Origin of the sequence: Nocardia sp. NPDC020380 (assembly GCF_044386975.1) — a bacterium.
In the GTDB taxonomy this organism is placed as follows: domain Bacteria; phylum Actinomycetota; class Actinomycetes; order Mycobacteriales; family Mycobacteriaceae; genus Nocardia.
Genome location: NZ_JBIRVQ010000008.1, coordinates 425,319 through 448,294, shown reverse-complemented (window position 1 = coordinate 448,294; position 22,976 = coordinate 425,319). Strand labels below are relative to the sequence as shown.

General features: G+C 68.3%; 23 protein-coding genes. 11 read left to right on the top strand and 12 right to left on the bottom strand.

The window, feature by feature from the left end; translation table 11 throughout:
* Window positions 1-279: 279 nt before the first annotated feature.
* Together ACH438_RS24545 and ACH438_RS24540 are read right to left on the bottom strand one after the other, a co-directional pair.
* Complete coding sequence (locus ACH438_RS24545; RefSeq protein WP_397009001.1) at window positions 280-729, bottom strand: ubiquinol-cytochrome c reductase iron-sulfur subunit; 450 nt, start codon at window positions 727-729, stop codon at window positions 280-282.
* Window positions 730-818: 89 nt separating this feature from the next.
* Entirely contained in the window at window positions 819-1,382 is a 564-nt protein-coding gene (locus ACH438_RS24540; RefSeq protein WP_397008999.1) for a sigma-70 family RNA polymerase sigma factor, read from the bottom strand.
* Between the two features lie 215 nt (window positions 1,383-1,597).
* Here ACH438_RS24540 and ACH438_RS24535 point away from each other — a divergent pair, with 215 nt between their 5' ends.
* The 3 genes from ACH438_RS24535 (at window position 1,598) to ACH438_RS24525 (ending at window position 3,534) form a co-directional block, all read left to right on the top strand.
* Window positions 1,598-1,918, top strand: a complete 321-nt coding sequence (locus tag ACH438_RS24535) for a hypothetical protein (protein ID WP_397008997.1) — start codon at window positions 1,598-1,600, stop codon at window positions 1,916-1,918.
* Window positions 1,919-1,947: 29 nt separating this feature from the next.
* Window positions 1,948-2,697, top strand: a complete 750-nt coding sequence (locus ACH438_RS24530) for an SDR family oxidoreductase (protein ID WP_397008995.1) — start codon at window positions 1,948-1,950, stop codon at window positions 2,695-2,697.
* 84 nt (window positions 2,698-2,781) lie between these two features.
* Window positions 2,782-3,534 (top strand): alpha/beta fold hydrolase, encoded by a 753-nt coding sequence (locus ACH438_RS24525; protein WP_397008993.1) that lies wholly within the window; start codon window positions 2,782-2,784, stop codon window positions 3,532-3,534.
* A 47-nt stretch (window positions 3,535-3,581) separates the two neighbouring features.
* Here ACH438_RS24525 and ACH438_RS24520 read toward each other — a convergent pair whose 3' ends face one another.
* Together ACH438_RS24520 and ACH438_RS24515 are read right to left on the bottom strand one after the other, a co-directional pair.
* Window positions 3,582-4,955, bottom strand: coding sequence for a bifunctional lysylphosphatidylglycerol flippase/synthetase MprF (locus tag ACH438_RS24520; RefSeq protein WP_397008991.1), 1,374 nt, complete (start codon window positions 4,953-4,955; stop codon window positions 3,582-3,584).
* A gap of 99 nt (window positions 4,956-5,054) precedes the next feature.
* Window positions 5,055-6,053, bottom strand: coding sequence for a DUF5996 family protein (locus ACH438_RS24515; protein WP_397008989.1), 999 nt, complete (start codon window positions 6,051-6,053; stop codon window positions 5,055-5,057).
* 190 nt (window positions 6,054-6,243) lie between these two features.
* On the opposite strand from ACH438_RS24515, the gene ACH438_RS24510 reads away from it, so the two are divergent.
* The gene (locus ACH438_RS24510; RefSeq protein WP_397008987.1) at window positions 6,244-6,606 is read left to right on the top strand and encodes a hypothetical protein; all 363 of its coding nucleotides are present in this window, start codon (window positions 6,244-6,246) and stop codon (window positions 6,604-6,606) included.
* Window positions 6,607-6,757: 151 nt separating this feature from the next.
* Here ACH438_RS24510 and ACH438_RS24505 read toward each other — a convergent pair whose 3' ends face one another.
* Together ACH438_RS24505 and ACH438_RS24500 are read right to left on the bottom strand one after the other, a co-directional pair.
* On the bottom strand, window positions 6,758-7,705 hold the full coding sequence (locus ACH438_RS24505; protein ID WP_397008985.1) for an ARPP-1 family domain-containing protein: 948 nt from the start codon (window positions 7,703-7,705) through the stop codon (window positions 6,758-6,760).
* 40 nt (window positions 7,706-7,745) lie between these two features.
* On the bottom strand, window positions 7,746-9,047 hold the full coding sequence (locus ACH438_RS24500; RefSeq protein ID WP_397008983.1) for a hypothetical protein: 1,302 nt from the start codon (window positions 9,045-9,047) through the stop codon (window positions 7,746-7,748).
* A 317-nt stretch (window positions 9,048-9,364) separates the two neighbouring features.
* Here ACH438_RS24500 and ACH438_RS24495 point away from each other — a divergent pair, with 317 nt between their 5' ends.
* A complete protein-coding gene (locus ACH438_RS24495; RefSeq protein ID WP_397008981.1) occupies window positions 9,365-9,589 on the top strand; it encodes a GAP family protein in 225 nt (74 codons plus the stop codon).
* A 12-nt stretch (window positions 9,590-9,601) separates the two neighbouring features.
* Window positions 9,602-10,207, top strand: coding sequence for a TetR/AcrR family transcriptional regulator (locus ACH438_RS24490; protein ID WP_397008979.1), 606 nt, complete (start codon window positions 9,602-9,604; stop codon window positions 10,205-10,207).
* A gap of 23 nt (window positions 10,208-10,230) precedes the next feature.
* On the opposite strand, the gene ACH438_RS24485 is transcribed toward ACH438_RS24490, so the two are convergent.
* Both ACH438_RS24485 and ACH438_RS24480 read right to left on the bottom strand, forming a co-directional pair.
* A complete protein-coding gene (locus tag ACH438_RS24485) occupies window positions 10,231-11,358 on the bottom strand; it encodes an acyl-CoA dehydrogenase family protein (protein WP_397008977.1) in 1,128 nt (375 codons plus the stop codon).
* A gap of 9 nt (window positions 11,359-11,367) precedes the next feature.
* The gene (locus ACH438_RS24480; RefSeq protein WP_397008975.1) at window positions 11,368-12,531 is read right to left on the bottom strand and encodes an acyl-CoA dehydrogenase family protein; all 1,164 of its coding nucleotides are present in this window, start codon (window positions 12,529-12,531) and stop codon (window positions 11,368-11,370) included.
* Between the two features lie 78 nt (window positions 12,532-12,609).
* Between ACH438_RS24480 and ACH438_RS24475 the strand changes: the two genes are divergently transcribed.
* The 3 genes from ACH438_RS24475 to ACH438_RS24465 all read left to right on the top strand — a co-directional run bounded on the left by ACH438_RS24475 (window position 12,610) and on the right by ACH438_RS24465 (window position 15,855).
* Window positions 12,610-13,590 carry a patatin family protein gene (locus tag ACH438_RS24475; RefSeq protein WP_397008973.1) on the top strand — a complete coding sequence of 327 codons (981 nt, stop codon included), beginning with the start codon at window positions 12,610-12,612 and terminating at the stop codon, window positions 13,588-13,590.
* Complete coding sequence (locus ACH438_RS24470) at window positions 13,587-14,171, top strand: QsdR family transcriptional regulator (RefSeq protein WP_397008971.1); 585 nt, start codon at window positions 13,587-13,589, stop codon at window positions 14,169-14,171. Before ACH438_RS24475 ends, ACH438_RS24470 begins: the two co-directional genes overlap by 4 nt.
* 256 nt (window positions 14,172-14,427) lie before the next feature.
* Complete coding sequence (locus ACH438_RS24465; RefSeq protein ID WP_397008969.1) at window positions 14,428-15,855, top strand: DUF1254 domain-containing protein; 1,428 nt, start codon at window positions 14,428-14,430, stop codon at window positions 15,853-15,855.
* Window positions 15,856-16,179: 324 nt separating this feature from the next.
* On the opposite strand, the gene ACH438_RS24460 is transcribed toward ACH438_RS24465, so the two are convergent.
* Together ACH438_RS24460 and ACH438_RS24455 are read right to left on the bottom strand one after the other, a co-directional pair.
* Window positions 16,180-18,582: a heavy metal translocating P-type ATPase gene (locus ACH438_RS24460; RefSeq protein ID WP_397008967.1), complete on the bottom strand. Its 2,403-nt coding sequence runs from the start codon at window positions 18,580-18,582 to the stop codon at window positions 16,180-16,182.
* Between the two features lie 453 nt (window positions 18,583-19,035).
* Window positions 19,036-20,448, bottom strand: coding sequence for a DHA2 family efflux MFS transporter permease subunit (locus ACH438_RS24455; RefSeq protein WP_397008965.1), 1,413 nt, complete (start codon window positions 20,446-20,448; stop codon window positions 19,036-19,038).
* Window positions 20,449-20,546: 98 nt separating this feature from the next.
* Between ACH438_RS24455 and ACH438_RS24450 the strand changes: the two genes are divergently transcribed.
* Window positions 20,547-21,224, top strand: coding sequence for a TetR/AcrR family transcriptional regulator (locus tag ACH438_RS24450; protein WP_397008963.1), 678 nt, complete (start codon window positions 20,547-20,549; stop codon window positions 21,222-21,224).
* On the opposite strand, the gene ACH438_RS24445 is transcribed toward ACH438_RS24450, so the two are convergent.
* Both ACH438_RS24445 and ACH438_RS24440 read right to left on the bottom strand, forming a co-directional pair.
* Window positions 21,161-22,102, bottom strand: coding sequence for a DMT family transporter (locus ACH438_RS24445; RefSeq protein ID WP_397008961.1), 942 nt, complete (start codon window positions 22,100-22,102; stop codon window positions 21,161-21,163). The genes ACH438_RS24450 and ACH438_RS24445 overlap by 64 nt on opposite strands.
* A 100-nt stretch (window positions 22,103-22,202) precedes the next feature.
* Complete coding sequence (locus ACH438_RS24440) at window positions 22,203-22,652, bottom strand: hypothetical protein (protein ID WP_397008959.1); 450 nt, start codon at window positions 22,650-22,652, stop codon at window positions 22,203-22,205.
* Window positions 22,653-22,802: 150 nt separating this feature from the next.
* On the opposite strand from ACH438_RS24440, the gene ACH438_RS24435 reads away from it, so the two are divergent.
* On the top strand, window positions 22,803-22,976 hold the full coding sequence (locus ACH438_RS24435) for a hypothetical protein (RefSeq protein WP_397008957.1): 174 nt from the start codon (window positions 22,803-22,805) through the stop codon (window positions 22,974-22,976).

The following is a 22,976-nucleotide window of genomic DNA, read 5'->3' as shown; positions in this document are numbered from 1 at the left end:
AAACTCAGTTGTTGACTCTGGCAACATCAGTTACTACCGGGGACCCACTATCCCGCACTCCCCCGCACCCATCGGAACGACGCGCCCACCTACCCCGCCCGGACTTCATCCCCAGCCGACACGCCGATAAGTATTTTGCGCGACACGCGCAAACACTCCGCATCCCGGCAGGACACACGCAAACACGCCGCACGACACGCAACAGGTGTGGGGCCGCCCGGCGCAGCGGCCCCACACCTGCCCACGAAAACTCGCTCGCTACCCGAGCGTGGCTATTTCCTAGCCGGAGACGATCCGATCACCGCTCACCTTCACGGGCTTCGAATCCAGCGGCCGCGCGGCGGGACCCTGGGCGACCGTGCCGTCCAGATGGAATTCACTGCCGTGGCACGGGCATTTGATGACCCCGTCCGCGATGGCGTTCACCTTGCAGCCCAGGTGGGTGCAGGTGGACGAGAACCCGTCGAAGGTGCCGGCGACGGGCTGCGTGATCACGGTGTCGCCGACGATGAGGCCGCCGCCCACCGGGACGTCGGACACGGCGGCCAGGTCGGCCGGGTCCTGCTTCTTGTCCGGTGCCGCGGCCGGATTCGTCGACGCGGCGGCGGGCGCGGTGGAATTGCTGCTGCAGGCCACCGCGGTGAGCGCGGTGGCGGCCACCCCGGTGGCGGCGAGCGCGGTCCGGCGGTCCAGCCGCAGGCCGCCGGGGGCGGGCGAGTGTTCTGTCATGGGGCTAACTCCTCTGTCGGAGCGGACCTTCGCGGTCGGCTGCTGACTGTGGGACGGGTGAGCGGGTCCGGAGGTTCATCCGCATGCATTCAAGCGCTGATCGGGAGCCGCCGCAGCGATCTGAGCGCGTAGTGCACCCGGGTTTTCACGGTGCCGACGGGTACACCCAGGTCGGCGGCCACATCCTGGTAGGCGCGATCGCGCAGGATGACCTGGACGACGGCGTCCCGCTGCGGCGGCGGCAGCTGCGCGAGCAGTTCGTCGACCAGCAGTCCGTCGGCCAGGGATTCGGTGAAATCCGGCCGGGCGCAACGCCATTCGGCGAGTTCGGTGATCTCGTCCCAGCTGGCGTCGCCGGGGCGGGCGGCGCGGAAGCGGGCGATATCGGTGAGGATATTGCGCTCGATGGTGAGCAGCCAGGTGCGGACGCTGCCGCGGGCCGGATCGTAGGTGGCGCAGGCGCGCCACGCGCGCAGCAGGGTTTCCTGGACAGCGTGTTCGGCGAGTCCGGTATCGCCGAGCCGGGACTGCGCCCGCCAGTGCAGGAGCGCCTTGTCCGCGGCGAGGACCGCGGCCAGGCCGGATTCGGTGCAGAGCCGGGCGCAGTGGGGGGTGCAGCCGGCGCCGTCCGGGAGCGAGCGAAGTGTTCCCATGTATGAATATCGCGGCGGACGCCCGAAGAGCATCATGCGCCAGATATTTCCGATTTCCCCCAAACAAACCGGCGATTCTGATAGACCCCTCCCGGGAGATTTGGGGATCACCCACCCGCACATATTTGAAATCGGTGCGGTTCAGAAAGCCGAGGGAGGAAGACGTGCGTGCAGGCGCGCTAGTGATCACGGGAGCCATCGCTTCCGTCCTGACCATGACCACATCCGGAATCGCCGCCGCGCAGCCGGCCACGAGTATCACCGCCGACGGCACCTACCTGGTGAATGTCGATCTCCAGCCGGGTACCTACGTCGGCGACGGCGCGACCGCCGGCACGTGTTTCTGGAAGCGTTTGTGGAAGGTGCAGACGCCTGCCGACTATCCGGATCCGAACTACTACATAATCGCCAGCGACAACACCGCGCTGAAGCCGATCACCGTCGAGATCAAGGCCACCGACGTCGCGTTCAGTGCGCAGAATTGCGGTGCGTGGCATTTGGTGCCACCGCAGCCGAATACCGGTTCTGCGGGCTAGCAGAAACAAGCGGCCGCTAGGGTGGCGGCATGACGAGGCGCAGAATTCTCATTACGGGTGCGAGCTCCGGGCTGGGCGCCGCCATGGCCCGCGAGTTCGCCGCCCGCGGCCGCGATCTCGCCCTGTGCGCGCGACGTCTGACCAATCTCGAGGAACTGCGCGCCGAACTCCTCGCCGCCCACCCCGGCCTCACCATCGCCGTGCGCGCACTGGACGTGAACGATCACGACGCCGTGCCCAAGGTCTTCGACGAGCTGCGCGCCGAACTCGGCGGCCTGGACCGGGTGATCGTGAACGCCGGACTCGGCAAGGGCGCCCGCCTCGGCACCGGCCGCGCCGACGCCAATCTCGCCACCGCCACCACCAATTTCGTGAGCGCCATGGCCCAGGCCGAGGCCGCGTTGCGCATCTTCCGCGAGCAGAAATCCGGGCACCTGGTGCTGGTCTCGTCCATGAGCGCGGTGCGCGGCCTGCCCGGCCCGAAGGCCGCCTACGCGGCCAGCAAGGCGGGTCTGTCGGCGCTGGGCGAGGGCCTGGCCATCGAACTGCGCGGCACCCCGATCAAGGTCACCACCCTGCAGCCGGGTTTCATCGCCACCGATATGTCCGCCCGCGCGGGCGATGCCCGGCTGGTCGCACCGCTGGACAAGGGCGTGAATGCGATGGTCGCCGCCATCGAGCGCGAATCGGTCCGCGCGAACGTGCCCGAATGGCCGTGGCGGGTGCTGGGATTCGTGATGCCGCTACTGCCACGGGCGGTCATGGCGCGCATGGGCTGAGAAGTTCACGCATGGGCTGAGAAGTCTCTGAAATCCGGCACGATCCGCTCGCCGCGACCACCGGCGCTGACTAGCATCGGCGCAATGTCGAAGTTCACCACGTGGGACGGCCTGGAGCTCAACTACACCGAATGGCCGGGCGAGGGCGTCCCGGTGGTGTTGCAGCACGGCATCGTGGCCGACACCAATGCCAATTGGATGAGCGTCGGCATCGTGGCGGCGCTGCGCGGCGCCGGGCATCGGGTGATCTCCCTGGACGCGCGGGGGCACGGGCGGTCGGAGAAGCCGCACGATCCGGCCCGCTACTCGTGGGAGGGCATGGCCCGGGACGTGAGCGCGCTGTACGACCATCTCGAGCTGGATCAGGTCGTGCAGGTCGGCTATTCGATGGGCGGCGTCATCTCACTGCTGGTCGCGGGCACCGATGAGCGCGTGCGGCGCCTGGTGGTCGGCGGCATCGGCTGCGGCGTGGTCGATTGCGGCGGTATCGACTGGCGGGCCATCAAGGCCGAGGAGCTCGTCGCCGCCATGCAGGGCGAGACCGCCGATACGGTGATGCCCGGCCGCATGTTCCGCATTCTCGCGGACGCGCTGGGCGCCGACCGGGCGGCGATCGCCGCCGTGGCCACCGGGATCAATGCCGCGCCGATCGAATCCCTGTCCGGCATCAAGGTTCCCGCGCTGGTGCTGGCTGGCGAGGCGGATCCCTTTGCGGCCGAACCGGAACGCCTCGCCGAGGCGCTGCCGGACGGCCGCTGCGTCACCGTCCCCGGCGATCACCTGACGGCGACCGCGAATCCCGCCCTGCACGCCGCGCTGGTGGAGTTCCTGCGCTGAGGCACATCGGTTTTCGATGCCGCACCGGCTCCCGCCCGGAGCCGGGTTCAGTTCTGGTGCCGGTGCGGCACGAACTCCAGGGTCAGCAGGGCCAGGGCCGCGATGAGCACCTCGCGCCAGCGGATCAACACGAAGCGCTGCGGTCCGAAGGAATTGAACTTGCGCAGGAAGCGGTACAGCGATTCCAGCCGGATGAGCGGATCGCCCAGCCGCACCGCCACATACACCACCTGCAGGGTCCGCGACCGCTCCTTCTCGGCGAACAGTTCCGGGAAGGCGGCGAAGGCCAGCGAGATGCGCTTGATGCCGTTGTCCCGCGCGTAGTCGACGAGGTCGACGATCATGCGTTCGTCGAGCCCGTTGGGTGCGTCGCGGCGGCGCCACGGCACGTCCAGGCTGAGCTCCTTGCCGTTGCCGGAGACGCCGTAGCGCTGGAATCCGACGATGCGGCCGTCGGCGTCGCGGGCCATGACCACCAGCATGCCCGGGTGCCTGCCGTCCAGCAGGTGGTCCAGGATCATGGAGAAGCCGCGGGTCTGGCGGCCGTGTCCCCATTCGTCGACGATGCCGAGCAGGGTTTCGCGGGTGGGTTCGGGCAGTGCGACCTCGGGCACGATCTCGGTGGTGACGCCGAAGTTCTTGGTGCGGCTGACCGCCTGGCGCAGGTTCCGGAACTTGCGCCCGACCATGTCGAAGTCGTCGACCTCGATGACCACGTCGCGGCCGATCGGAATGGCTCGCAGGCCGCGGTGGTCGATGGCCCGGTGCTGCCACAGCTGGGCCAGCGCCGGATTGGCGCCGAGGATGGCGATGCGCCAGCCGTGCTCGCCCGCGAAGGCCGAGAAGTCGGTGATGAGCTGCGGGAACCGGCTGCTGTCGCCGATCGGGTCGCCGGAGACCACCGCGATGCCGAGGCGGGCGCGGTAGGCGATGGCGGCGGAACCGTCGGCATTGAAGAAGTAGGTCTTGGACGAGTGCAGCGCGAACGGCGCGAGCGGATCGATCTCCGTGCGGCGGACCAGTTCGGCGATCCGGGGCAGTTCTTCCGGCTCGGGCTTGCTGCCCTGCGGGAGCATGAGCACCGCGCCGCCGGCGGCCAGGAACACGAACCCGAGCACCGGATGTTCGGCGCGGTAGCTGAAGTTGGCGATCACCAGCACCATGGCGGCGAAGGTGAGATGCGGCAGGGTGATGGGCCGGCGCAGGTAGAGCCCGCGGGCGACGAAGAGTCCGGCGATCGAGACGGCGACGAACCAGCCGTGGTCGTTGCCTTCGCTGCGGGCGCGTTCGGCGGCCCAGGCCAGGACCAGGCTGGCCAGGATCAGTGCTCCGATGAGACCGACCCGGGTGCTGGGCCCGGCGCTGAAGGCGGTTTCCCGGTAGGCGGTCAGGGTCGGATTCGGCACGCGTTCTTCACGCATCAGAACCCCTTCTCCTCGCGCATGGCACACTCCCCAAAGCGATCATCCCGCATCTCCCTATCGACACACTATGTCGGAGAGACCATTCGAAGCATGTAGTTATTCCGGCCATCGGCCGGCGGGGCGTTCCAGGACGGGGTCGGTTATACCGCCCGGACATGCCAGGGCGGGCGCATCCCAGCCGGCGAGCCGCGCCCCGGCGGCGTAGGCGGAGTGGAAGAAATCCAGGGTGGTGGCGACCGGATCGGCGCTCGCGCGGGCCGCGTCGTAGGCCAGGTAGGCGTTGTGTCCCGAGCCCGAGGGCACCCAGTGAGCTGCGGCGGGGCGCAGCGGCTCGCTGTTGAGGCCGGCGGGTTCGGGGGCGGTGTAGGAGTAGAAGGTGGGTTCGGGGACGCGGTCGTCGCCGAACCAGAATCCGGCGCTGATGACTTCGCGGGAGTAGGCCTCGCGAGTGACAAGATCCACACTGCCGGGCATATCGATCTTGCGATCGGAGAAGCGCTGCACGGCCAGATCGAAGGTGTGCCAGAAGAGCTGTACCGAGCTGATCTTGCCGGAGTAGCCGGCGCTGAATTCCTCGAGGACGCGGCCCACCTGGCTCTGGATCCGGAAGGCGCGGTGTACGGCGGCGACGTCGTAGGTGTGGTGGTCGTAGTCCTGGTCGAAGGGTCGGCCGTGGTCGGGCAGGTCGAACGGGGTGGGGTGCGGGAGGGTGACGTCCACGCCGAGGTCGCGCAGGCCGCGCATGGCCTCGGTGTAGAAGGTGGCGACGGATTGGCCCTGCAGCGGGATCTCGTCCTGCACGCCGCGATCGGTGGAGAGCCGCAGCACGTGGTCGAAGAAGTCGAAGGCGCAGGTGAAGACGGGTCCGTCGGTGGCGCTGCCGAGTGGGAGGGTGGTCCAGCCGCGGGCGGTGAGCCGGTAGGTCATATGCCACCAGTGGTTGCGGCGGATGCCCTTGGCGAGTGCGACCTTGCCGATGATCTGGGCGAAGCGGTGCAGGGTTTCCTTGGTGGACCGCCAGGCGTCGAGCGGCAGGGGCGGCAGTACCTCGCCCGTGTCGGGTAACGGCGTCACGGTGCTCGTGGATTCGGCCATGGCTCTGCCCACTTTCGTCGAGACGGGTCGTGTTCCAGATCGGCGCTCCGGGTGTCAGCCTACCCGAACCGCCCGACCGAACCCGCAGTTATCCTGCGGTAACAGCGAATCACTCAGTAGTGCAAGATTTTTCGAGATATTCTGAATGTTCCCCGGGCAATGCCCCGACACGGACAGGGGGTTGATCCGCATGGCGGACGTCACCGTCGGGACGGCGCATGCCGTCGTCGTGACCGCGGTAGCCGATCCTGCCCAGGTGGAGGGCCTGGAATGGGATCGTGCCGTGGAGTATCTGCCGAGCATCGATTCGCAGGTCATCCGGGCCTGGGTGCGCGCGCAGGAGGTGCAGGGGCAGCCGGTCCGGCACGGCATGGTGATTCCTGGTTCGGGACGGCGGGTCGCGCCACAGGGGGCGTATCGAGAGGTGTGCGTGCCGTCGGCGGAGTACCAGTTGTTCAGTGCCGCGGTGCGCACGCAGCGCCAGCGGGCGCCGGAACCGGGACTGCCGGAAGAGGATTCGCGCCTGGTCACCTTGACCGCGGCGCGACGGTGACGGACGAGCAGGGACAGGTGGCCGGCGCGATGGCGGGTCGGTTACCGCTTTCAGGCGAATCCCACATCTGGAATGAGGTTGGTTCCCGCCGTGCCCGGCCTAGTTCCCTTGCCAGTTATTCAATCCGGTATTCGGTTGTGCCGCAACTTATTTAATCGACCGCGAAGAGCGAGGCGTAGACGGGCCGATCGTGCTCGGTCACCAGTTGCCCGGCCAGCTCCACCCCGGTGAGGGTGTGCAGGCGCAGGTCCAGGTAGCGCTCCTCCTCCACCGCGTACACCTCGGTGTCGGCGGGCATCCACGAGTTCAGTTGCCCGGCCGCCGTTTCCCGTGAGGTGTCCAGCGCCGCGCGCAGCCCGGCGAGGTCGTCCGCGTCGAACGGCTCGGCCTCGGTGCGCGGCGGCTCGGCCTGCCAGGCGGCGACGCCGTAGGCGAAGCAGACCAGCGGCATCCACAGTTCGGCGAAGAACCGCGGGTCCGGTGCGATCTCCAGGCCCGCGAACCGCTCGCCCGCGAAGAACACCGCGCCGAGCTGTCCCGGCAGTAGTTCCAGCCGGCTGCGGAACTGGGTGAGCACGGCGCGCTTCCGGCTCAAGATCTGCTCCAGGTGGCCGCGGGCGGGCAGCTGGTAGCGGCTGTTGAGCTGCGCGATCTCCGGCCACAGCTTGCTGTATCCGACCTGCCCGCGCAGTTGCAGCGCCTTGGCGCGCAGTTCCCGGGGCAGCACGAAGAACCACTGGTCGCGGCCCTCCAGGTAGCCGCCCTGCGCCGCCTGCACGCAGCAGGCGTCGGCGAACATGCGCTTCTCCCCCGCGCCCAGCAGGGCGGCCGAGCACAGCGCGTGGTTCTGCGCGCCCTCCTGGATGTAGCCGATGTGCAGCGGCACGATGGCCACGCCGGAGGCGGCGCCGTTGTGCAGCTCCACATTCCCGTATCCGGCGACCCGGGACAGCTTCAGTCCGGAACGCGGCGGCACGATGCCGGGCCGCTCGGGCCCGAAGATGGGCGCCATGGTCAGGGCCCCGGCGCGTTGCGGCGCCCCCAGCCGGTATCCGGCCAGATCCACCGGCGCGCGCACGAGGGTGTCGAGTCGAGTCATGTTGTCACTCCTTGCAAGTCAGGGCGGCGGGCAGAGGGCGTTATGCGGCTCCCGCGACCGGGATGTTCATGTTGTCGAGGAATTGCTCGGTGACGCCGCGGATCCAGTCGCCGCCCGCCGGGGTGGCCGCGAACAGCCGGGGCAGCAGGGTGGCGAAGTCGTCCTGGTGCCAGATGTCGTGGCACGGGAGGGCGGGGACCGGGTCGCGGAAGGTCATGACATCGCTGGCGGTGAACTTGATGCGGCCCAGCAGGATCGGGGTGTGGATGCCGAGCCGCGGCAGGGTGGCCGCGACGCGGGCGAGGTCGCCGGGGAGCCGGTTCTCGTAGCCGTCGGTGAGGAGCAGGACGAGATCCGGTGCGGCGTCGAGGGCGTCGAGCAGGCCGGTGGCGAGATCGGTCGGCGCGTGCTGCGCGCTGCCCGCCTCGATCACGGTGAGCCGCTCGCACACCGCGGCCAGCACCAGGCGCAGGGCCTCGGCCTGGGAGAGCAGCGCCCACTCCCGATCCCCGTAACCGCGCATGGACTCCGAGGTGTCGAGCACCACGGCGACGTGTGCGGCCAGGCGCGGCAGGTCGCGGGTCGCGGCGGCCACGTAATCCGCCAGGGCGGCGCCCAGTTCGGGCGCCGCTCCGCCGCGGTACACGCGCACCAGGGTGGCGGCGATATCACCGCGATTGGTCACGGTGACGATCGGTGCGCGCTGCCGGACCGGCTCGAGCGGTGCGATCGGCTCGGTGAGCACGGGCACTCCGTAGGTGCCGGCGGCGTACAGCTGCCGCACCCGCTCGACGGCCACGGCCGGATTCGCGCTGAACCGCAGCAGCTTTCGGCGCAGCTCCGCGGATCCGCCGTCGCCCGCCGCGATCAGGCGGGCGCAGGCGCGTGCGGTGTCGCGGCCCAGGGCGTGCTCGAAGCAGTCGCGCAGCGCGGGGCGGCGGGCGGCGATGAGCAGTTCGGCGTCCGGGTGGTCGAGCAGGAAGGTAAGGGTGGCGCGGGTGGCGTGCTTATGGTTGGCGCCGGTGCGGCGCAGCGCGAGCAGCGCGGTGACGACGAGTTCGGGCCGGAGTCCGAAAAGCAGTGCGCGCGTGACCTTCACGAGGGTGTCGCGGACTTCCGCACCGAGTTCGGCGCGGGAGCCGGCGAGCAGGCGCAGCAGGACACGGGCGCGCTGCTGCTCGTGGACGCCGGGGACGAGGGCGCACAGTGCGTACCCTTCCGGGTCGGCGGTGTAGGCGGCACGGTGGAATTCCGCATCGTCCCAGGCCAGAGCTCCGGCCCTGGACAGCGTCAGGGACGTGTCGTGGGTGCGGAGGTGGTCGAGCAGGGTTGCGGTGTTCATTCCAGAAGTGTAGGAACGGTCACTCTTGACATTCCATCGATTTTCTTGGGGTCCAGCGGCTTTCACCACGGCAGCCCACGGCCTGACGCGGGCCGCCGTGATGCGAACGCGGCACGAGGCGCGACCGACCGCGATGAGGGGTACCGGTTCGGCCGGCCGCCATCGGAGCGATGGCCGGTGTACCGCACGGCGCCCGCCCTAGAGGACGCCGTAGGTGTCAGCGTAGAGATATTGCAGTAACACTGCAATATGATGTGGATCCCAGCAAGCCCGTGGCAATTTCCATACGGCAGCAAATGTGTGGTTACGCTTGGTCGATGCACAATGCGACCGGTCAGATCTTCGCGCACGCGGTCGGTGTGGCCATCAGCCCGCTCGCCATCATCGCCGTCATTCTGATCCTGGCCGCGCCGCGCGGCCGGGTGAACGCCCTGGCCTTCGCCCTCGGCTGGATAGCCGCGGTGACCGTGCTGCTCACCGGCCTCATGGGCGATATGTACTGCTATTTCGGCCCCGAAGGCACCCAGAGGGACGCGTTGTGATCGGATTCAGTCATGAGTGACGACTCGCCCGTGCGCCGCCGCAGGCGCAACCCCGAACAGACCCGTAAGGCGATCGTCGACGCCCTGCTGTCGGCCATGAAGGAGCGGCAGGCGATCCCGACCGCCAAGGACATCGCGGCCCGCGCGGGGGTTTCCGAGCGCAGCGTCTTCGTGCACTTCGCCGGACTCGACGATCTGAGCGCGGCGGCCACCGAGGCGCAGTCGGAGTACGTGGAATCGCTGGTCGCCACGGTCGATGCGGCGCTACCGCTGGAGGAGCGCATCGCCGCCGTGGTCGCCCAGAGCGCGGAGATCTTCGCCGCCCAACGCCACCCCCGCCTGTACGGCCTCATGGAGTCCAACACCATGCCCGCGGTGGACGCGCGAATGCGGTTGACCGACAAGCGCATCCGCGAAGCCCTCGCCCGCGTCTTCGAACCGGAACTGACCCGCGACGGCGCCCCCGACGGCGAACTCCTCGACCTGATCGAAGCCACCGCCGGCTGGGCCTTCCGCCATCACCTGATGGACCGCCGCGGTCTGCCTCAGCAGGCTGCCTCACGCGCCATCACCCGTGCCCTGGGAGCGTTGTTCGCGGACAACGCTCCCCGCCACTGACCCTCAGGAGTCCGTGCTCCGCATCAGAGTTCGACCATCTGGTGGTCGCCGACATTGCCGCCCAGGTAGCGCAGGTGATCGCTGGAGTCGCCGAGGGTGTGCTCGATGGCGGTGAGGCGGGCGGTGTAGTGGCCGACGGGGTATTCGTCGGTCATGCCGATGCCGCCGTGCAGCTGGATGGCTTCCTGGCCGATGAGGCGGGCGGAGCGGCCGACGCGCAGTTTGGCGCGTGAGGCGACCACCGGATCCACGATGCCGTCGGCGAGGGCCATCGACGCGTACATGCTCATGCCGCGCGCCAGTTCCAGTGCGACGTACATGTCGGCGGCGCGCTGGGTGAGGGTTTGGAAGGTGCGCAGCGGGACGCCGAACTGCTTGCGGGTCTTCAGGTATTCGGCGGTCAGCCGCAGCGCTTCCTCCATGGCGCCGACGGCTTCGGCGCAGAGAGCGGCTTGCGCCGCGGTGAGTGCGGCGGAGATCGCGGCGGTGGCGTCGACCGGTTCGCCGAGGAGTTCGGCTGCCGCGCCGTCGAATTCGATGCTCGCGCCGCGCAGTCCATCGTGGGTGGTGTAGGTGGTGCGCTGGACGCCCGGGTCAGCCGGGCTGACCAGGAAGAGTCCGATGCCGTCGTCCGGGAGGGCGGCGCTGACGATGAGCAGGTCGGCGCAGTCCCCGTGCGGGACCGGATGTTTGCGGCCCGCGATCACCCAGTTGTCGCCGCGGCGGACGGCGTGCGTGCCGGTCTCGACGGACGGCCAGCGCAGGCCGGGCTCGCCGTGCGCGAAGGCCAGCTTCAGCGAGCCGTCGGCGATGACGGGCAGCAGGTCCTTGCGCTGTGCGTCCGTTCCGGCCTGGGCGATGAGCCCGCCGGGCAGCAGGGCGCAGTCGAGGACCGGTTCGGGGGCGAGGCGGCGGCCGAGTTCGGTCATGACCAGCATGACCTCGATGGGCCCGGCGCCCATGCCGCCGTCCTCCTCGGCGAAAGTCAGGCCGAGCAGCCCGATTTCGGCGAGAGTGGTCCAGATCCTGGGGTCCCACCCCGGTTCGGCGCCGACGATCTCGTTGCGGCGTTCGGGGCTGTAGCCGCGGTTCAGTACGTCACGCACGGTGTCGCGCAGCAGCTCCTGTTCGGTGGTGAGCTCGAAATCCATGGTGCTGCCTCACAATCCGAGGATCGTCGAGGCGATGATGCCGCGCTGCACCTCGTTGGATCCTCCGTAGATCGATGTCTTGCGATAGTTCAGGTAGGTGGCGGTGCTGCGGCGGGCCCAGTCGGGGGTATCACCTTCGCGGGCAAGGGAATCCGGTCCGGCGATGTCGACCAGGAGTTCGGTGACGGCCTGCTGGAGTTCGGTGCCGCGCAGTTTGAGGATGGAGGAGGCGGGGTTGGGTTTGCCGTCGGCCGAGCCGGCGGCCACGCGCAGTTGCACGAGTTCCAGTGCCAGCAGCTCGTTCTCGAGGTCGGCGAGGCGGGCGGCGAAGAGCGGGTCGTCGAGCATGGTGCGGTCGCCGAGCCGGGTCTGGCGGGCGTGTTCCTTGGCAAGCCAGAGCCGGACCTTGGTCTGGCCGACGGCGGCGATGCCGGTGCGTTCGTTGCCGAGCAGGAACTTGGCGTAGGTCCAGCCCTGATTCTCCTGGCCGACGAGGTGATTCGCGGGGACGCGGACGTTCTCCAGGAAGACCTCGTTGACCTCGTGGCCGCCGTCGATGAGTTTGATGGGCCGCACGGTGACGCCGGGGGTGTCCAGCGGGAACAGCAGCATGGAGATGCCGGCCTGCTTCTTGGGCGCGGCCGGATCGGTGCGGGCCAGGCAGAAGATCCAGTCGGCGGATTGCGCCGCGGTGGTCCAGGTCTTCTGGCCGTTGATGACGTAGCTGTCGCCGTCGCGGACCGCGGTGGTGCGCAGCGAGGCCAGGTCGGAGCCTGCCTCGGGTTCGGAAAAGCCCTGGCACCACCAGATGTCGAGGTTGGCGGTGGCGGGCAGGAAGCGCTGCTTCAGCTCTTCGGAGCCGAAGTGGGCGATGACCGGCCCGATCATATTGACGTTGAACGTGAGTGGTTCCGGTACGGAGGCGAGTTGCATCTCGTCGTGCCAGAGGTGCCGCTGGATGGGCGTCCAGTCGCGGCCGCCCCATTCGACCGGCCAGTTCGGCGTGGCCAGGTGGTGCGCATTGAGAATGCGCTGGGTGGTGACGATGTCGTCCTTGGTGAGTTCCTGCCCGTGCCGGTTCCGGTTGCGGATATCGGCGGGGATTTCGCTTCGGTAGAAGGCGCGCAGCTCGTCGCGGAACGCGAGCTCGTCCTCGGTGAGCGCCAATTGCATGCGTTGACCTCCAGTCTCGAACGCGGGATATGATACACAGAGACTTCAACGTCTCAAATAGGCCCGAAAGGAGCGCCCGTGCCGGACCAGCAGCAGCCGGACCACCACCCCGGCCCCGACCAGGTCGTCGGCGTCGGCGAGCTCATCGCGCGCCGGCACCGCGAGGGCAGCGCGCCCGGCCTGCGCCGGGATTCGCACCGCCTCGCGCTGGTGATCGAGGGCGGTTCCTCGCGCGGCGCGTACTCGCACGGCATGGCGATGGCCATCGAGGATCTCGGCGTGCTGCCCTGTTTCGATGCCGTCTACGGCGCGTCGGCGGGTGCGCTGAACGCGGCGTGGCTGTTGTGCGGGCGCGCGGTCGAGGCGCGGCGGGCCTGGAATCCGGAGGTCATCAACCGGGTGATCGCGCCGACCCGGGCATTGCGCGGCGGCCGGGTGGTGGACACCGACTATCTGGTGCACACCGTGTACGAGCGCATCGTGCCCATGGATTTCCCTGCCATTCTGGCGAATTCGGTCACCTTCCATCCCATTGCCACCGATGCCGATACCGGTGCGGCGGTCGATCTGCATCCCGGGCTCGCCGATCCGGCGGACGTCCAGGCCGCTTTGCGCGCCTCCACCTGCCTGCCGATCCTGGCCGGGCGGCCGGTGCGGATCGGCGCGCGCCGGTACGTGGATGCCGGGCTGTCCGAATCCGTGCCCATCCGAACCGCTTTCACGCAGGGCGCGACGCGGGTGCTGGTATTGCGCACCCGGCGTTCGGACGAGATCGCCCGTCCGCCTTCGGCCTTGGAGAACAAGGTGGTGGCACGCTTCCTGGCCAAGCACGCGCCCGGCACGGTGGAGTCGTGGCTGTCCCGCATCCACCGGCATCACGAGGACGAGCGGGATTTCGGCACCGATCCCGCCGTACTGCAGATCCGGCCGCCGCAGGGCGCGCCGGAGATCGGCCGCATCGCGCGGGATCCGGACGTGCTGCAGCAGGCCCTGATGCTGGGCCGCGCCGAGACCGCCCAGACCTTGTCGCGATACCTGACCCCTATGCTTTCGACGTGACACGCGGCGAGGGCACCAGGACACCCGGGCGGCCGGCCTCGGCCAGCCGCGAGGATGTGCTGAACGCGGCCATCGCCATGTTCCTGGCATGCAAACGGGTCGATGTGAATGCCATTGCCGCACAATTGGGGGTGAGCCGGGCCAGCATCTATCGCTGGTTCGGTTCCCGGGACGGCTTGCTGGGCGCGACCGTTGCCCGCCAGCTGGAGCGCATGGTCGGTTTCGCCGACCGGCATTCCACCAGCAATGGCGGGCAGCGGTTGAACGAGATCCTGGATCGCACCATTCACTGGATCGTCGAGGATGCCTCGTTGCGTACGTATTTCGACAACGAGTCCACCGCCGCCCTGCGGTTGATCACCCGGAGTGACGGGACGGTGCATCAGGCCGCGGTGGCGATTGTCGAGCGGCTCATCGAGCGGGCCCAGGCGGATGGTTACGTGCCGCCGATCGAACGGGCCACGCTCGCATACGCACTGGTCCGGCTGTGGGAGGCGTTCCTCTACAACGATGCCGTGGCCGGGTTCCGCGGTGATGTCGAGCGGCTGCGCCAGGTGCAGACGGCGCTGCTGCGGGTGTGACCGGCTACATCGAGCCCCAGGACTGCAGCAGGTAGGTGATGTTGGTGGCCAGCTGGGTGACGGTGGTCGCGAGGTCCAGGGTGGCCGAGCCGAGGTTGATGATCGGGAAATTCATGATGAGGAACCTTCCGTTTCGGGCTATCCTTATTGCAGTATCACTGCAATAAGTTGGTTAACGGCTGGCAACCGCTCTGTGGCATGCTCGGCCCCGGTGAACATGTGTGACACAGGGCACTTCGAACGAGAAGGAGACGACGTGGCGGACTCGAACGAGCAGCAGCGATCCCGGGTATCACGCAGAAAAGTCCTGGGCGTGGGCTCGGCCTTCGCGGCCGGTCTGGTGCTGGCCGCCTGCAGCAGCTCGAAGAGCGCATCCCCGGCCGCGTCGACGACCACCACCCCGGCCTCGACCGACCCGAAAGACATTGCCGCCGCGGCCTATACATTCGGCTACCCGCTGGTCCTGATGGACGTGACCCGGCAGGCCGCCGGCCCGGCCAACGAGTTCGCCCATGCCCTCGGCCTGCCCACCCCGACCGAGAAATCGGTGGTGCGACTGAACCTGGACACCCTGTACTCGCAGGCCTGGCTGGATCTGCGCGCCGAACCGCTGGTGCTGCAAGTGCCCGGCATGGACGGCGGCCGGTACTGGCTCATGCAGCTGATGGACGTCTGGACCAATACCCGGCACAACCCGAGTAGCGTGCACCCGCAGACCGGCGGCGGCGCGCCGTACACCTACCTGGTGACCGGACCGGGCTGGTCCGGCACGGTGCCGGACGGCATGACCCGCCTCGATATGCCGACCGGGACGGCGTGGCTGCTCGGCCGCGTCCAGGTGAACGGCGCCCAGGACGAACCCGCCGTGCGGGCCCTGCAGCAGCGGCTGCAGCTGGTGCCGTTGAGCGCCTGGCAGCGCGGCGAACGGACCGCGCCGAGCCGCCCGTACACCCCGGATCCGGCCGCGGTGCCGCCGCCCAAACAGGTGGCGGGCATGGACGGGACCACCTTCTTCAACCGGATGTGCGCGCTCATGGCCGCGAACCCGCCCGCATCCGAGGATGCCCCGGCGCTGGCGCGATTCGCGACGATCGGGGTCAAACCCGGTGCGACGGTGGACAATTCGAACGCCGATGCGCTGAACGGCGCGGCCGCCAGGGCGAAGTCGGGGGCCGTGGGGTTCAACCTGCCGGGCTCGACGAACGAGAACGGGTGGAGTTTCAATACCAAGATCGGCTCGTACGGCACCGATTACGCGTTGCGCGCGGTGACGGCGGCGGTCGGGCTGGGCGCGAATCTGCCCGAGGATGCGATCTATCCGTCGGTCAACGGCAAGGCCGACGACAATGGGACGCCGATTCGATACCGGCTGCACTTCCCCGCCGGACAATTGCCGCCGGTGGATGCGTTCTGGTCACTGACCGTCTACGACGCCGACAGTTATCTGGTGCCCAATGCCGCGGATATCGATTCGGTCGGGCATCTGGTGCCGGTGGTGAAGAATGCGGACGGGTCGGTCGATCTCGCAGTGCAGAGTGCGGACCCGGGTAATTCTGTCCCGCAGGGGAATTGGCTACCCATTCCGGCGACAGGGACCTTCTCGCTGAGTATGCGGCTCTATGCGCCGCAGCAGCAGGCGCTGAACGGCGATTGGAAGCCGCCCGCACTCACGAAGCAGGGCTGATCGGCCATGAAAAAAGCCGCGGACCGGGTCCTTCGGGACCGGGTTCGCGGCTTCGGCTGTGCCGGTATCGGCTCAGGCCAGGCCCCACGCCTTCAGCAGGTAGGTGATGTTGGCGGCAAGGGCGGTAACCGAGTTGGCCAGGTTGAGCGCGGCGGAACCAAGATCAATGATCGGCATTGCGTTCTACTTTCGATTCGGATACACAGTTCAGTCCCAACGTAATTACGCGGAACTCGGCGCGCATCATGAATCGACTCACGCCCGGCCTACGGCGTTAGCTGAATCACAGGCCGGGCGTTGGTATTACATCACTGCAATTCCGGATCAATTTCGCTCGGGTAGCCGAAGGCCTTTCAGCGCCAAGGCATTCAGCGCCACGATAATGCTGGAACCCGACATGGACATGGCGGCGATCTCCGGCCGCAGGGTGAAGCCGAGTGGTGCGAAGACACCGGCGGCGATGGGCAGCGCGATCGTGTTGTAGCCCACCGCCCACGCCAGGTTCTGATGCATCTTGCGCAGCGTGCCGCGGCCGATGCGCAGGGCGACCGGCACGTCCAGGGGGTCGGAGCGCATGAGCACCAGGTCGGCGGTCTCGATGGCCACATCGGTGCCCGCGCCGATGGCGATGCCCAGATCGGCGCGCGCGAGGGCGGGGGCATCGTTCACGCCGTCGCCGACCATGGCGACTTTCCTGCCGCCGGACTGCAATTCGGCGATCTTGTCGGACTTGTCGCCGGGCAGGACGTCGGCGATGACGGTGTCGATGCCGAGTTCCCCGGCGATGCGTTCGGCGGTGGCGTGATTGTCGCCGGTGAGCATGACGACCTCGATGCCCATCTCGTGCAGGTCGCGCACGGCCTGGGCGGAGGTTTCGCGGGGCGCGTCGGCGATGCCGATGACGGCGGCGGCCTTGCCGTCCACGGCGGCGAGCACGGCGGTCTGGCCATTGCCGGCGACGCGGTCGCGGGCGGCGGCCAGGTCGTCGAGCGGTATGCCCTCGCGCTCCAGGAGGCGGCGGTTGCCGATGACGACCTTGCGGCCGTCGACCGTGGCGATGGCGCCGTGGCCGGGGATGTTCTGGAAGCCCTGTGCGCGTTGGCCGTTCGCGCCGCGCTGTTCCGCGTATCGCACCACCGCCTCGGCGAGCGGATGCTCGGATTCCCGTTCGACGGCGGCCAGTAGCGGCAGCAGTTCCGCCTCGGAAACGACTCCGGCCATGACGATTTCGGTGACCTCGGGCTCACCCTTGGTGAGGGTGCCGGTCTTGTCCATGACGACGGTCTGGATGCGGGCCGAGCTTTCCAGGGCCATCGCATTCTTGAACAGCACACCGCGTTTCGCGCCGAGGCCCGTGCCGACCATGATGGCGGTCGGGGTGGCCAGGCCCAGCGCGTCGGGGCAGGTGATGACGACGACGGTGATCGCGAACAGCATGGCCTTGGCGAAGCCGGCGCCCGCCAGCAGCCACACCAGTAGGGTCAGTCCGCCGCCGGCCAGGGCGACCAGCACCAGCCAGAAGGCGGCGCGGTCGGCCAGGCGCTGGCCGGGGGCCTTCGAATTCTGGGCCTGCTGCACCAGATTCACGATCTGCGCCAGTGCGGTGTCCGATCCGACCTTGGTCGCCTCTACCCGCAGGGTCCCGTTCTTGTTGAGGGTGGCGCCGATGACGGCGGCGCCCGCCGCCTTGTGCACCGGCAGGCTTTCACCGGTGACCATGGACTCGTCGACTTCGCTCTCGCCGTCCTCGACGAGGCCGTCCACCGCGATCTTCGCGCCGGGCCGGACCAGCAGGGTGTCGCCGACAATCACCTCGGCCGTGGGGATTTCGGTCTCCTGCCCGTCCCTGATCACCACCGCCCGGGGTGGTGCGAGGTCCAGCAGGGTGCGGATCGCGTCATTGGCGCCGCCGCGGGCGCGCATCTCGAACCAGTGCCCGAGCAGGACGAAGGTCGCCAGCATGGTCGACGCTTCGTAGAAGACTTCCCCGCCGCCGGTGAGGGTGATGACGAGCGAGTAGATCCAGCCCGCCCCGATGCCGACCGCGACGAGCACCATCATGTCGAGCGTCCGGGCCTTGAGCGCCTGCCAGGCGCCGGTGAAGAAGATAGTGGAGGAGTAGAGGATCACCGGCAGGCTGAGGATCAATTCCCAGATGTCCGAGCGCATTCCGAACGGCGTCCCGAAATGCCAGCCGAACATATCGGTGGCCATCGGCGACCACAACATCACCAGCACCGAGAACACGGCCGCGACCAGGAACCGATTCCGCATGTCCCGGGCCATGTCCTCCATGGACATCCCGGCATGCCCCGCATGCCCGCCATGGCCCATCGCGGCGTGATCCATCTCCCCCATGGCACCGTGATCCATCTGCTGCATGTCCGCGTGGTCCGTGTGCCCCATGGCCGCGTGGTCCATGGAGGTGTGCTCTCCGGTCGCGTGCGCGCCGTCATGTCCGTCGGTGCCGGGTTCGGTCATGGGGTCGCAGACGTGGTTGGGGACCGACTGTCCCGCGCAGTGCAGCCCGCATTCGTGCACCCACTGCCGCAGGTCGGCCACGGAGGTCTGTGCCGGATCGAACACCACGGTCGCCGTCTCCGATACCGGATTGGCCTCGACTTCCAGCACTCCCGGCCGCCGCCCGAGCACCGCCCGGACCGACCCCTGCTGACTGGCCCAGCGCAGCCCTCGCATGTCCAGCACCGCCGTACTCCGCCGTTCCATACCCGCTCCTCCGACTCGACTACCGCCTCCGACCATATACCCTATAGGGGTACCGGGTACAGGCCCGTTTCCGGGTGAGTCGGCCACGCCACAGCGGCCGGGCCGAATACCACCGTCTTGCCCGGAGAACTGCCCGTTCGACGCAAATCCTGCAGGTCGACCCCGGTATTTCCGCAATGTTGTTGCCGTGCAACCCGAACGGACAATTCCGTCGGTTTCGATGTCACACTGAAAACATGCGGGAAATCTGCCGGAGTTGCCGCGGTTCACGCTCGAGCCGCGGCCCCGACCACGCCCCCGCCCCCTACCCCACCTGCGCCCACTGCACCCACGAGGAAGTCCACAACTGCCTCGACTGCAACGGCTTCGGCGTAGACCCCGCCGACTGCGAAGTAATCTGCTTCTCCTGCCGCGGCCGCGGCTGGACCCACTGATCAACCGCCCGCGAATCCCTCAGCTCGTCAGGCTTCTCCCGCGCATCGCGAGTATCGATGTGGGCAGCAACGCGAGGATCGCCGCGGTGAGCACCCAGCCGAAGGTCGTGGCGAAGGCATCCGAGGCGCCACCCCCTCCCCCGGCCCGCAGCCCCTGCTGCAGTACCACGATGAATACGGCCGTGCCGATCGATCCGCCGATGCGCTGCATGATGTTGAGTTGTGGTGTGGCATCGGCCATCCGGTCCGGGCTCAGGTCCTGCAGTGCGGCCGTCATGGCAGGAGTGGCAGCCAACCCGATGCCGAGACCGCGCACGATCATGGCGAGGGCCAGCAGCCAATACGACGTGTCATCACTCAGGAAGAGGAAGGGCACGGTGGCCGCCACACCGATCGCGGCGCCGAGCACACAGGTGCGGGCGCCGATTCGCTCGTAGAGCCGCGCGGACAGCACCATGGCGACGGCGGCGCCGATACCCTGTGGCGCCAGCAGCATTCCGGTGTGTGCCGCATCCTGATGGCGTACCAGCTGAAAGTACAAGGGCAGCAGGATCATTGCGCCGAAGGTCACCGCGCCGAGGACCAGGGTGGTGACCGCGGCGGCGGCGAAAACCCGGTCACGCCAGAGCCCCAGATCGAGGACGGCGTGGCGGGAGCGCAGTCCATGGGCGACGAACAGTACGAGCGAGACCGTTCCGGCGAGCAGCGGAGCAAGCACCCGCGCACCCGTCACACTGTCCGCGCCCGCCTGGGCCAGGCCGTAGGTGATCCCGACCGTTCCGAACGAGATCAACCCCAGCCCGACGACATCCAGCGGCCCGGCCGCTTCCCGAGGTCCATCAGCGGGCAGTAGCCGCAGTGCCAGCACCAGGCCGAGCACGCCGAACGGGATGTTGATCAGGAAGATCCACTGCCATCCGGCATATTCCAGCAGCAGACCGCCGACGGTCGGCCCGATGACCGGCGTGAGGATCATCGGAATGCCCGCGGCCACCATGGCTCTCGCCATACCCGCCCGCCCGGCGGCGAGGACGAGGATCAACTGCCCGGCCGGAATCATCAGTCCCGCACCGACACCCTGCACGATCCGGGCGGTGATCAATATGCCGAGACTGCCGGCCAGCCCACAGCCCAGCGAGGCGAGCGTGAAGGCCGTCAGCGCGGCGACATAAAGCCGCCGAGGCCCGACGCGCCGCGCGGCCCAGCCACTGAGCGGCAGAACGGCGACCTGTGCGAGCAGGTAGGCGGTCACAACCCACCCGATCGCGTCGAGCGTGCAGCCGAGCGCGGCGGCCAGGGATTTCAGCGCGACATTGACGATGGTGGCGTCGAGAAACGCGAGTACCGCGCCGACCAGTACGACGACGACGGCCCGGCGCGCCTGCGGGCTGAGCCCGCTGGTCACGCCGTCGGAAACGTTGGAAGCAGTCACCTTTCGAAGTGTCATCCATCTGGATGAAAGTGTCAACCAGCTGGATGACAAAGTAGACGATCGGGTGACCCAGTCATCCACACCGATAAACTGTCCGGATGGCACCCGAGCCCACCCACCCGGGGGAACCGTCCCCCGCGGTTCCGCCCCGCAGTCCGCGCCGCGCCCCCAGCTCGGAGGATCGCCGCCGCGATGCCGAACGATCCCGCCAAGCGCTACTGGACGCGGCTTTGGACGAGTTCGCCGCGAAGGGTTACGACGGTGCGCGCGTCCAGGACATCGCCGCCCGCGCAGGCGTGAACAAACAACTCATCGCCTACTACTTCGGCGGCAAAGAGGGCCTGTACCAAGAGATTCAACGGCACTGGCCGGAAGCCGAGGCCGAACGCGCGGATCCGGACCTGCCGCTGGCCGATACCGCCGCGCAGTACCTGACGGCGGCCCTTGCCGACCCGCGTCCGGCCCGCCTGGTGGTGTGGCGCGGATTGACCGGCGCCGGAACGGATTCCGACTACCTCGACGATGCGGCCAATGTCGGCACCGACCTCGCTAATCTGCGGCGTGCTCAGGAGCGCGGTGAGATCGCGCCGGAGCTGGACCCGGCCTTCGTCCGGATGGCCGTGATGAGCATGGTGCTGGCTCCTCTCATGCTGCCTGAGGCGGCCCTGCGGGCTACCGGAATGGAGCCCGGCTCAGTGGAATTCGAGGAGTACTACCGGACCCAGCTGCGCACGCTGATCCGGCGCTTGGGCGATGGCGAGGAGGTAGGACGTTGAGTCTTGCCGGAGCGGGAGACGGCTACACCGGCCAGACATAGCAGGCCGCCGAGGAGGGCCAGGGCTGTGGGGATTTCGTTGAGGAAGAGCCAGGACATGAGGATGACCAGGGCGGGGACGGCGTAGGTGGTGACGCCCATCTTGCCGGCGGTGGTGCGGGCCAAGGCGTAGGCCCACGTGGTGAAGGCCAAGGCTGTGGGGAAGATGCCCAAGTAGATGACGCCGAGGGTGGCGGTCAGCGGGGCGGCGGCGGTGTCGGTAATCAGCTGGGGTGTGAAGGGGAGACAGGCAATTGCGCCCACTACGCAGCCGCCGGTCGTCATCTGCAGGGCGGAGGCGTGATTCAGGGCAGGCTTCTGGACGACCACCGAGATGGCCCAGGCGGTGGCGGCGAGGAGACAGAGGAAGACGCCGAGCAGCGCGGCGCTACCGCCTTTGGAGTTGGACATTCCGACTACCACCGCGCCCACGAAGGCGACGGCCATGCCCGCCATGAGGCGGGGCGGAAACCCTTCGTGCAACACGAATCCGCTGAGCAGGGCGATGAGAATGGGCCCGATATTGATGAGCATGGCGGCCGTGCCGGCATCGAGGTGCTGTTCACCCCAGTTCAGCGCCACCATGTAGACCCCGAACCACAGCACGCCGGAGATGAGGATGGCGCGCCAGGCGGCCCGCGGCGGCAGCCCCTCACCGGTGATGAGCATGATCGCGACCAGCGCGACGGCGCCCGAGGCCAGCCGGCCCAGGGCCAGGGCGCCGGGTGAGAAGTCGTGCCCGGCAGCGCGAATGGCGACGAACGCCGACGCCCACAGCACCACGGTGATGACCGCGGCCGCGACCGCACGCCCTTCACTCGACAGCAGTTTTTCGCGCATGAATCGACCGTAGGGTGCGGTGACGGTCTCGGTCACGCGGTTTTCGGACTTCGCACCCCCTGGCAGCCGGCCCTCCTCTCTCGTGCCGCCGGTCTCGTGGTCAGAAGGCGCGGCGTTCGCGCGGGGTGAGGAGGCAGAGCAGGGCCACGACCAGGCCGCCGCCGACCAGCCAGAGACCCCAGGTGCCGTTGCCGAGCAGGTGGGCCGTGTCATTGCGCAGCTGGCTGTCGAAGCGGTCGTCCAATCGCCAGGCGAGGACGCCCAAACCGACCAGTCCGGCGAGAACGCCGAGGCCCCCGATGGGCCGGAATCCGGTGAGGGCCGAGATGAGGATGGCCGCGGCGACGCAGACCAGCCCCAGGGCGAGGGAGTTCTGGAAGGCGACCGAGTGACCGTGGATCTGGTCGAGGGTCTGTCCTTGGGCGAATCCGTTTCGGAGGTCGTCCCATTGGACATTCCGGGCGTCGACCGTACCCACCAAGGGACCGAAGGTGCCGACCGCGACCACGATGGCGCAGATCAGGAGGAGCAGATGCACGAAAGTTCGCATACTCCACGGTAGGCGAAACTATCGAGCGACAACTCCTCGTGTTGCGAAGTGCTCGAGTCCTACGATATGAACCTGACGAATCGGGTTCCGGGGGGCTCCGGGCACGCCAGTTCACAGAGTTCCGCTCAGCCGCAAAGGAATCAGTCAGCCATGTCCGAGCCGGTCGTGTTCACCAGCTACTACTCCGACGAATCCAACGAGGACGGGTTCCAGTGGGAGTTCCACTGCGATCGCTGCCGCACCGTGTACCGGTCGCCGTTCGAGCAGAACTACTTCTCGCGCGGGCGCGGCGCCCTGCGGGTGCTGCGGGACCCTGTTCGGTGA

Excerpts from the sequence above, each read along its gene's own strand:
- ACH438_RS24545 (WP_397009001.1), bottom strand. The coding sequence starts at position 729 with ATGACAGAACACTCGCCCGCCCCCGGCGGCCTGCGGCTGGACCGCCGG.
- ACH438_RS24540 (WP_397008999.1), bottom strand. The coding sequence starts at position 1,382 with ATGGGAACACTTCGCTCGCTCCCGGACGGCGCCGGCTGCACCCCCCAC.
- ACH438_RS24535 (WP_397008997.1), top strand. The coding sequence starts at position 1,598 with ATGACCACATCCGGAATCGCCGCCGCGCAGCCGGCCACGAGTATCACC.
- ACH438_RS24530 (WP_397008995.1), top strand. The coding sequence starts at position 1,948 with ATGACGAGGCGCAGAATTCTCATTACGGGTGCGAGCTCCGGGCTGGGC.
- ACH438_RS24525 (WP_397008993.1), top strand. The coding sequence starts at position 2,782 with ATGTCGAAGTTCACCACGTGGGACGGCCTGGAGCTCAACTACACCGAA.
- ACH438_RS24520 (WP_397008991.1), bottom strand. The coding sequence starts at position 4,955 with ATGCGTGAAGAACGCGTGCCGAATCCGACCCTGACCGCCTACCGGGAA.
- ACH438_RS24515 (WP_397008989.1), bottom strand. The coding sequence starts at position 6,053 with ATGGCCGAATCCACGAGCACCGTGACGCCGTTACCCGACACGGGCGAG.
- ACH438_RS24510 (WP_397008987.1), top strand. The coding sequence starts at position 6,244 with ATGGCGGACGTCACCGTCGGGACGGCGCATGCCGTCGTCGTGACCGCG.
- ACH438_RS24505 (WP_397008985.1), bottom strand. The coding sequence starts at position 7,705 with ATGACTCGACTCGACACCCTCGTGCGCGCGCCGGTGGATCTGGCCGGA.
- ACH438_RS24500 (WP_397008983.1), bottom strand. The coding sequence starts at position 9,047 with ATGAACACCGCAACCCTGCTCGACCACCTCCGCACCCACGACACGTCC.
- ACH438_RS24495 (WP_397008981.1), top strand. The coding sequence starts at position 9,365 with ATGCACAATGCGACCGGTCAGATCTTCGCGCACGCGGTCGGTGTGGCC.
- ACH438_RS24490 (WP_397008979.1), top strand. The coding sequence starts at position 9,602 with ATGAGTGACGACTCGCCCGTGCGCCGCCGCAGGCGCAACCCCGAACAG.
- ACH438_RS24485 (WP_397008977.1), bottom strand. The coding sequence starts at position 11,358 with ATGGATTTCGAGCTCACCACCGAACAGGAGCTGCTGCGCGACACCGTG.
- ACH438_RS24480 (WP_397008975.1), bottom strand. The coding sequence starts at position 12,531 with ATGCAATTGGCGCTCACCGAGGACGAGCTCGCGTTCCGCGACGAGCTG.
- ACH438_RS24460 (WP_397008967.1), bottom strand. The coding sequence starts at position 18,582 with ATGGAACGGCGGAGTACGGCGGTGCTGGACATGCGAGGGCTGCGCTGG.
- ACH438_RS24450 (WP_397008963.1), top strand. The coding sequence starts at position 20,547 with ATGGCACCCGAGCCCACCCACCCGGGGGAACCGTCCCCCGCGGTTCCG.
- ACH438_RS24445 (WP_397008961.1), bottom strand. The coding sequence starts at position 22,102 with ATGCGCGAAAAACTGCTGTCGAGTGAAGGGCGTGCGGTCGCGGCCGCG.
- ACH438_RS24440 (WP_397008959.1), bottom strand. The coding sequence starts at position 22,652 with ATGCGAACTTTCGTGCATCTGCTCCTCCTGATCTGCGCCATCGTGGTC.
- ACH438_RS24435 (WP_397008957.1), top strand. The coding sequence starts at position 22,803 with ATGTCCGAGCCGGTCGTGTTCACCAGCTACTACTCCGACGAATCCAAC.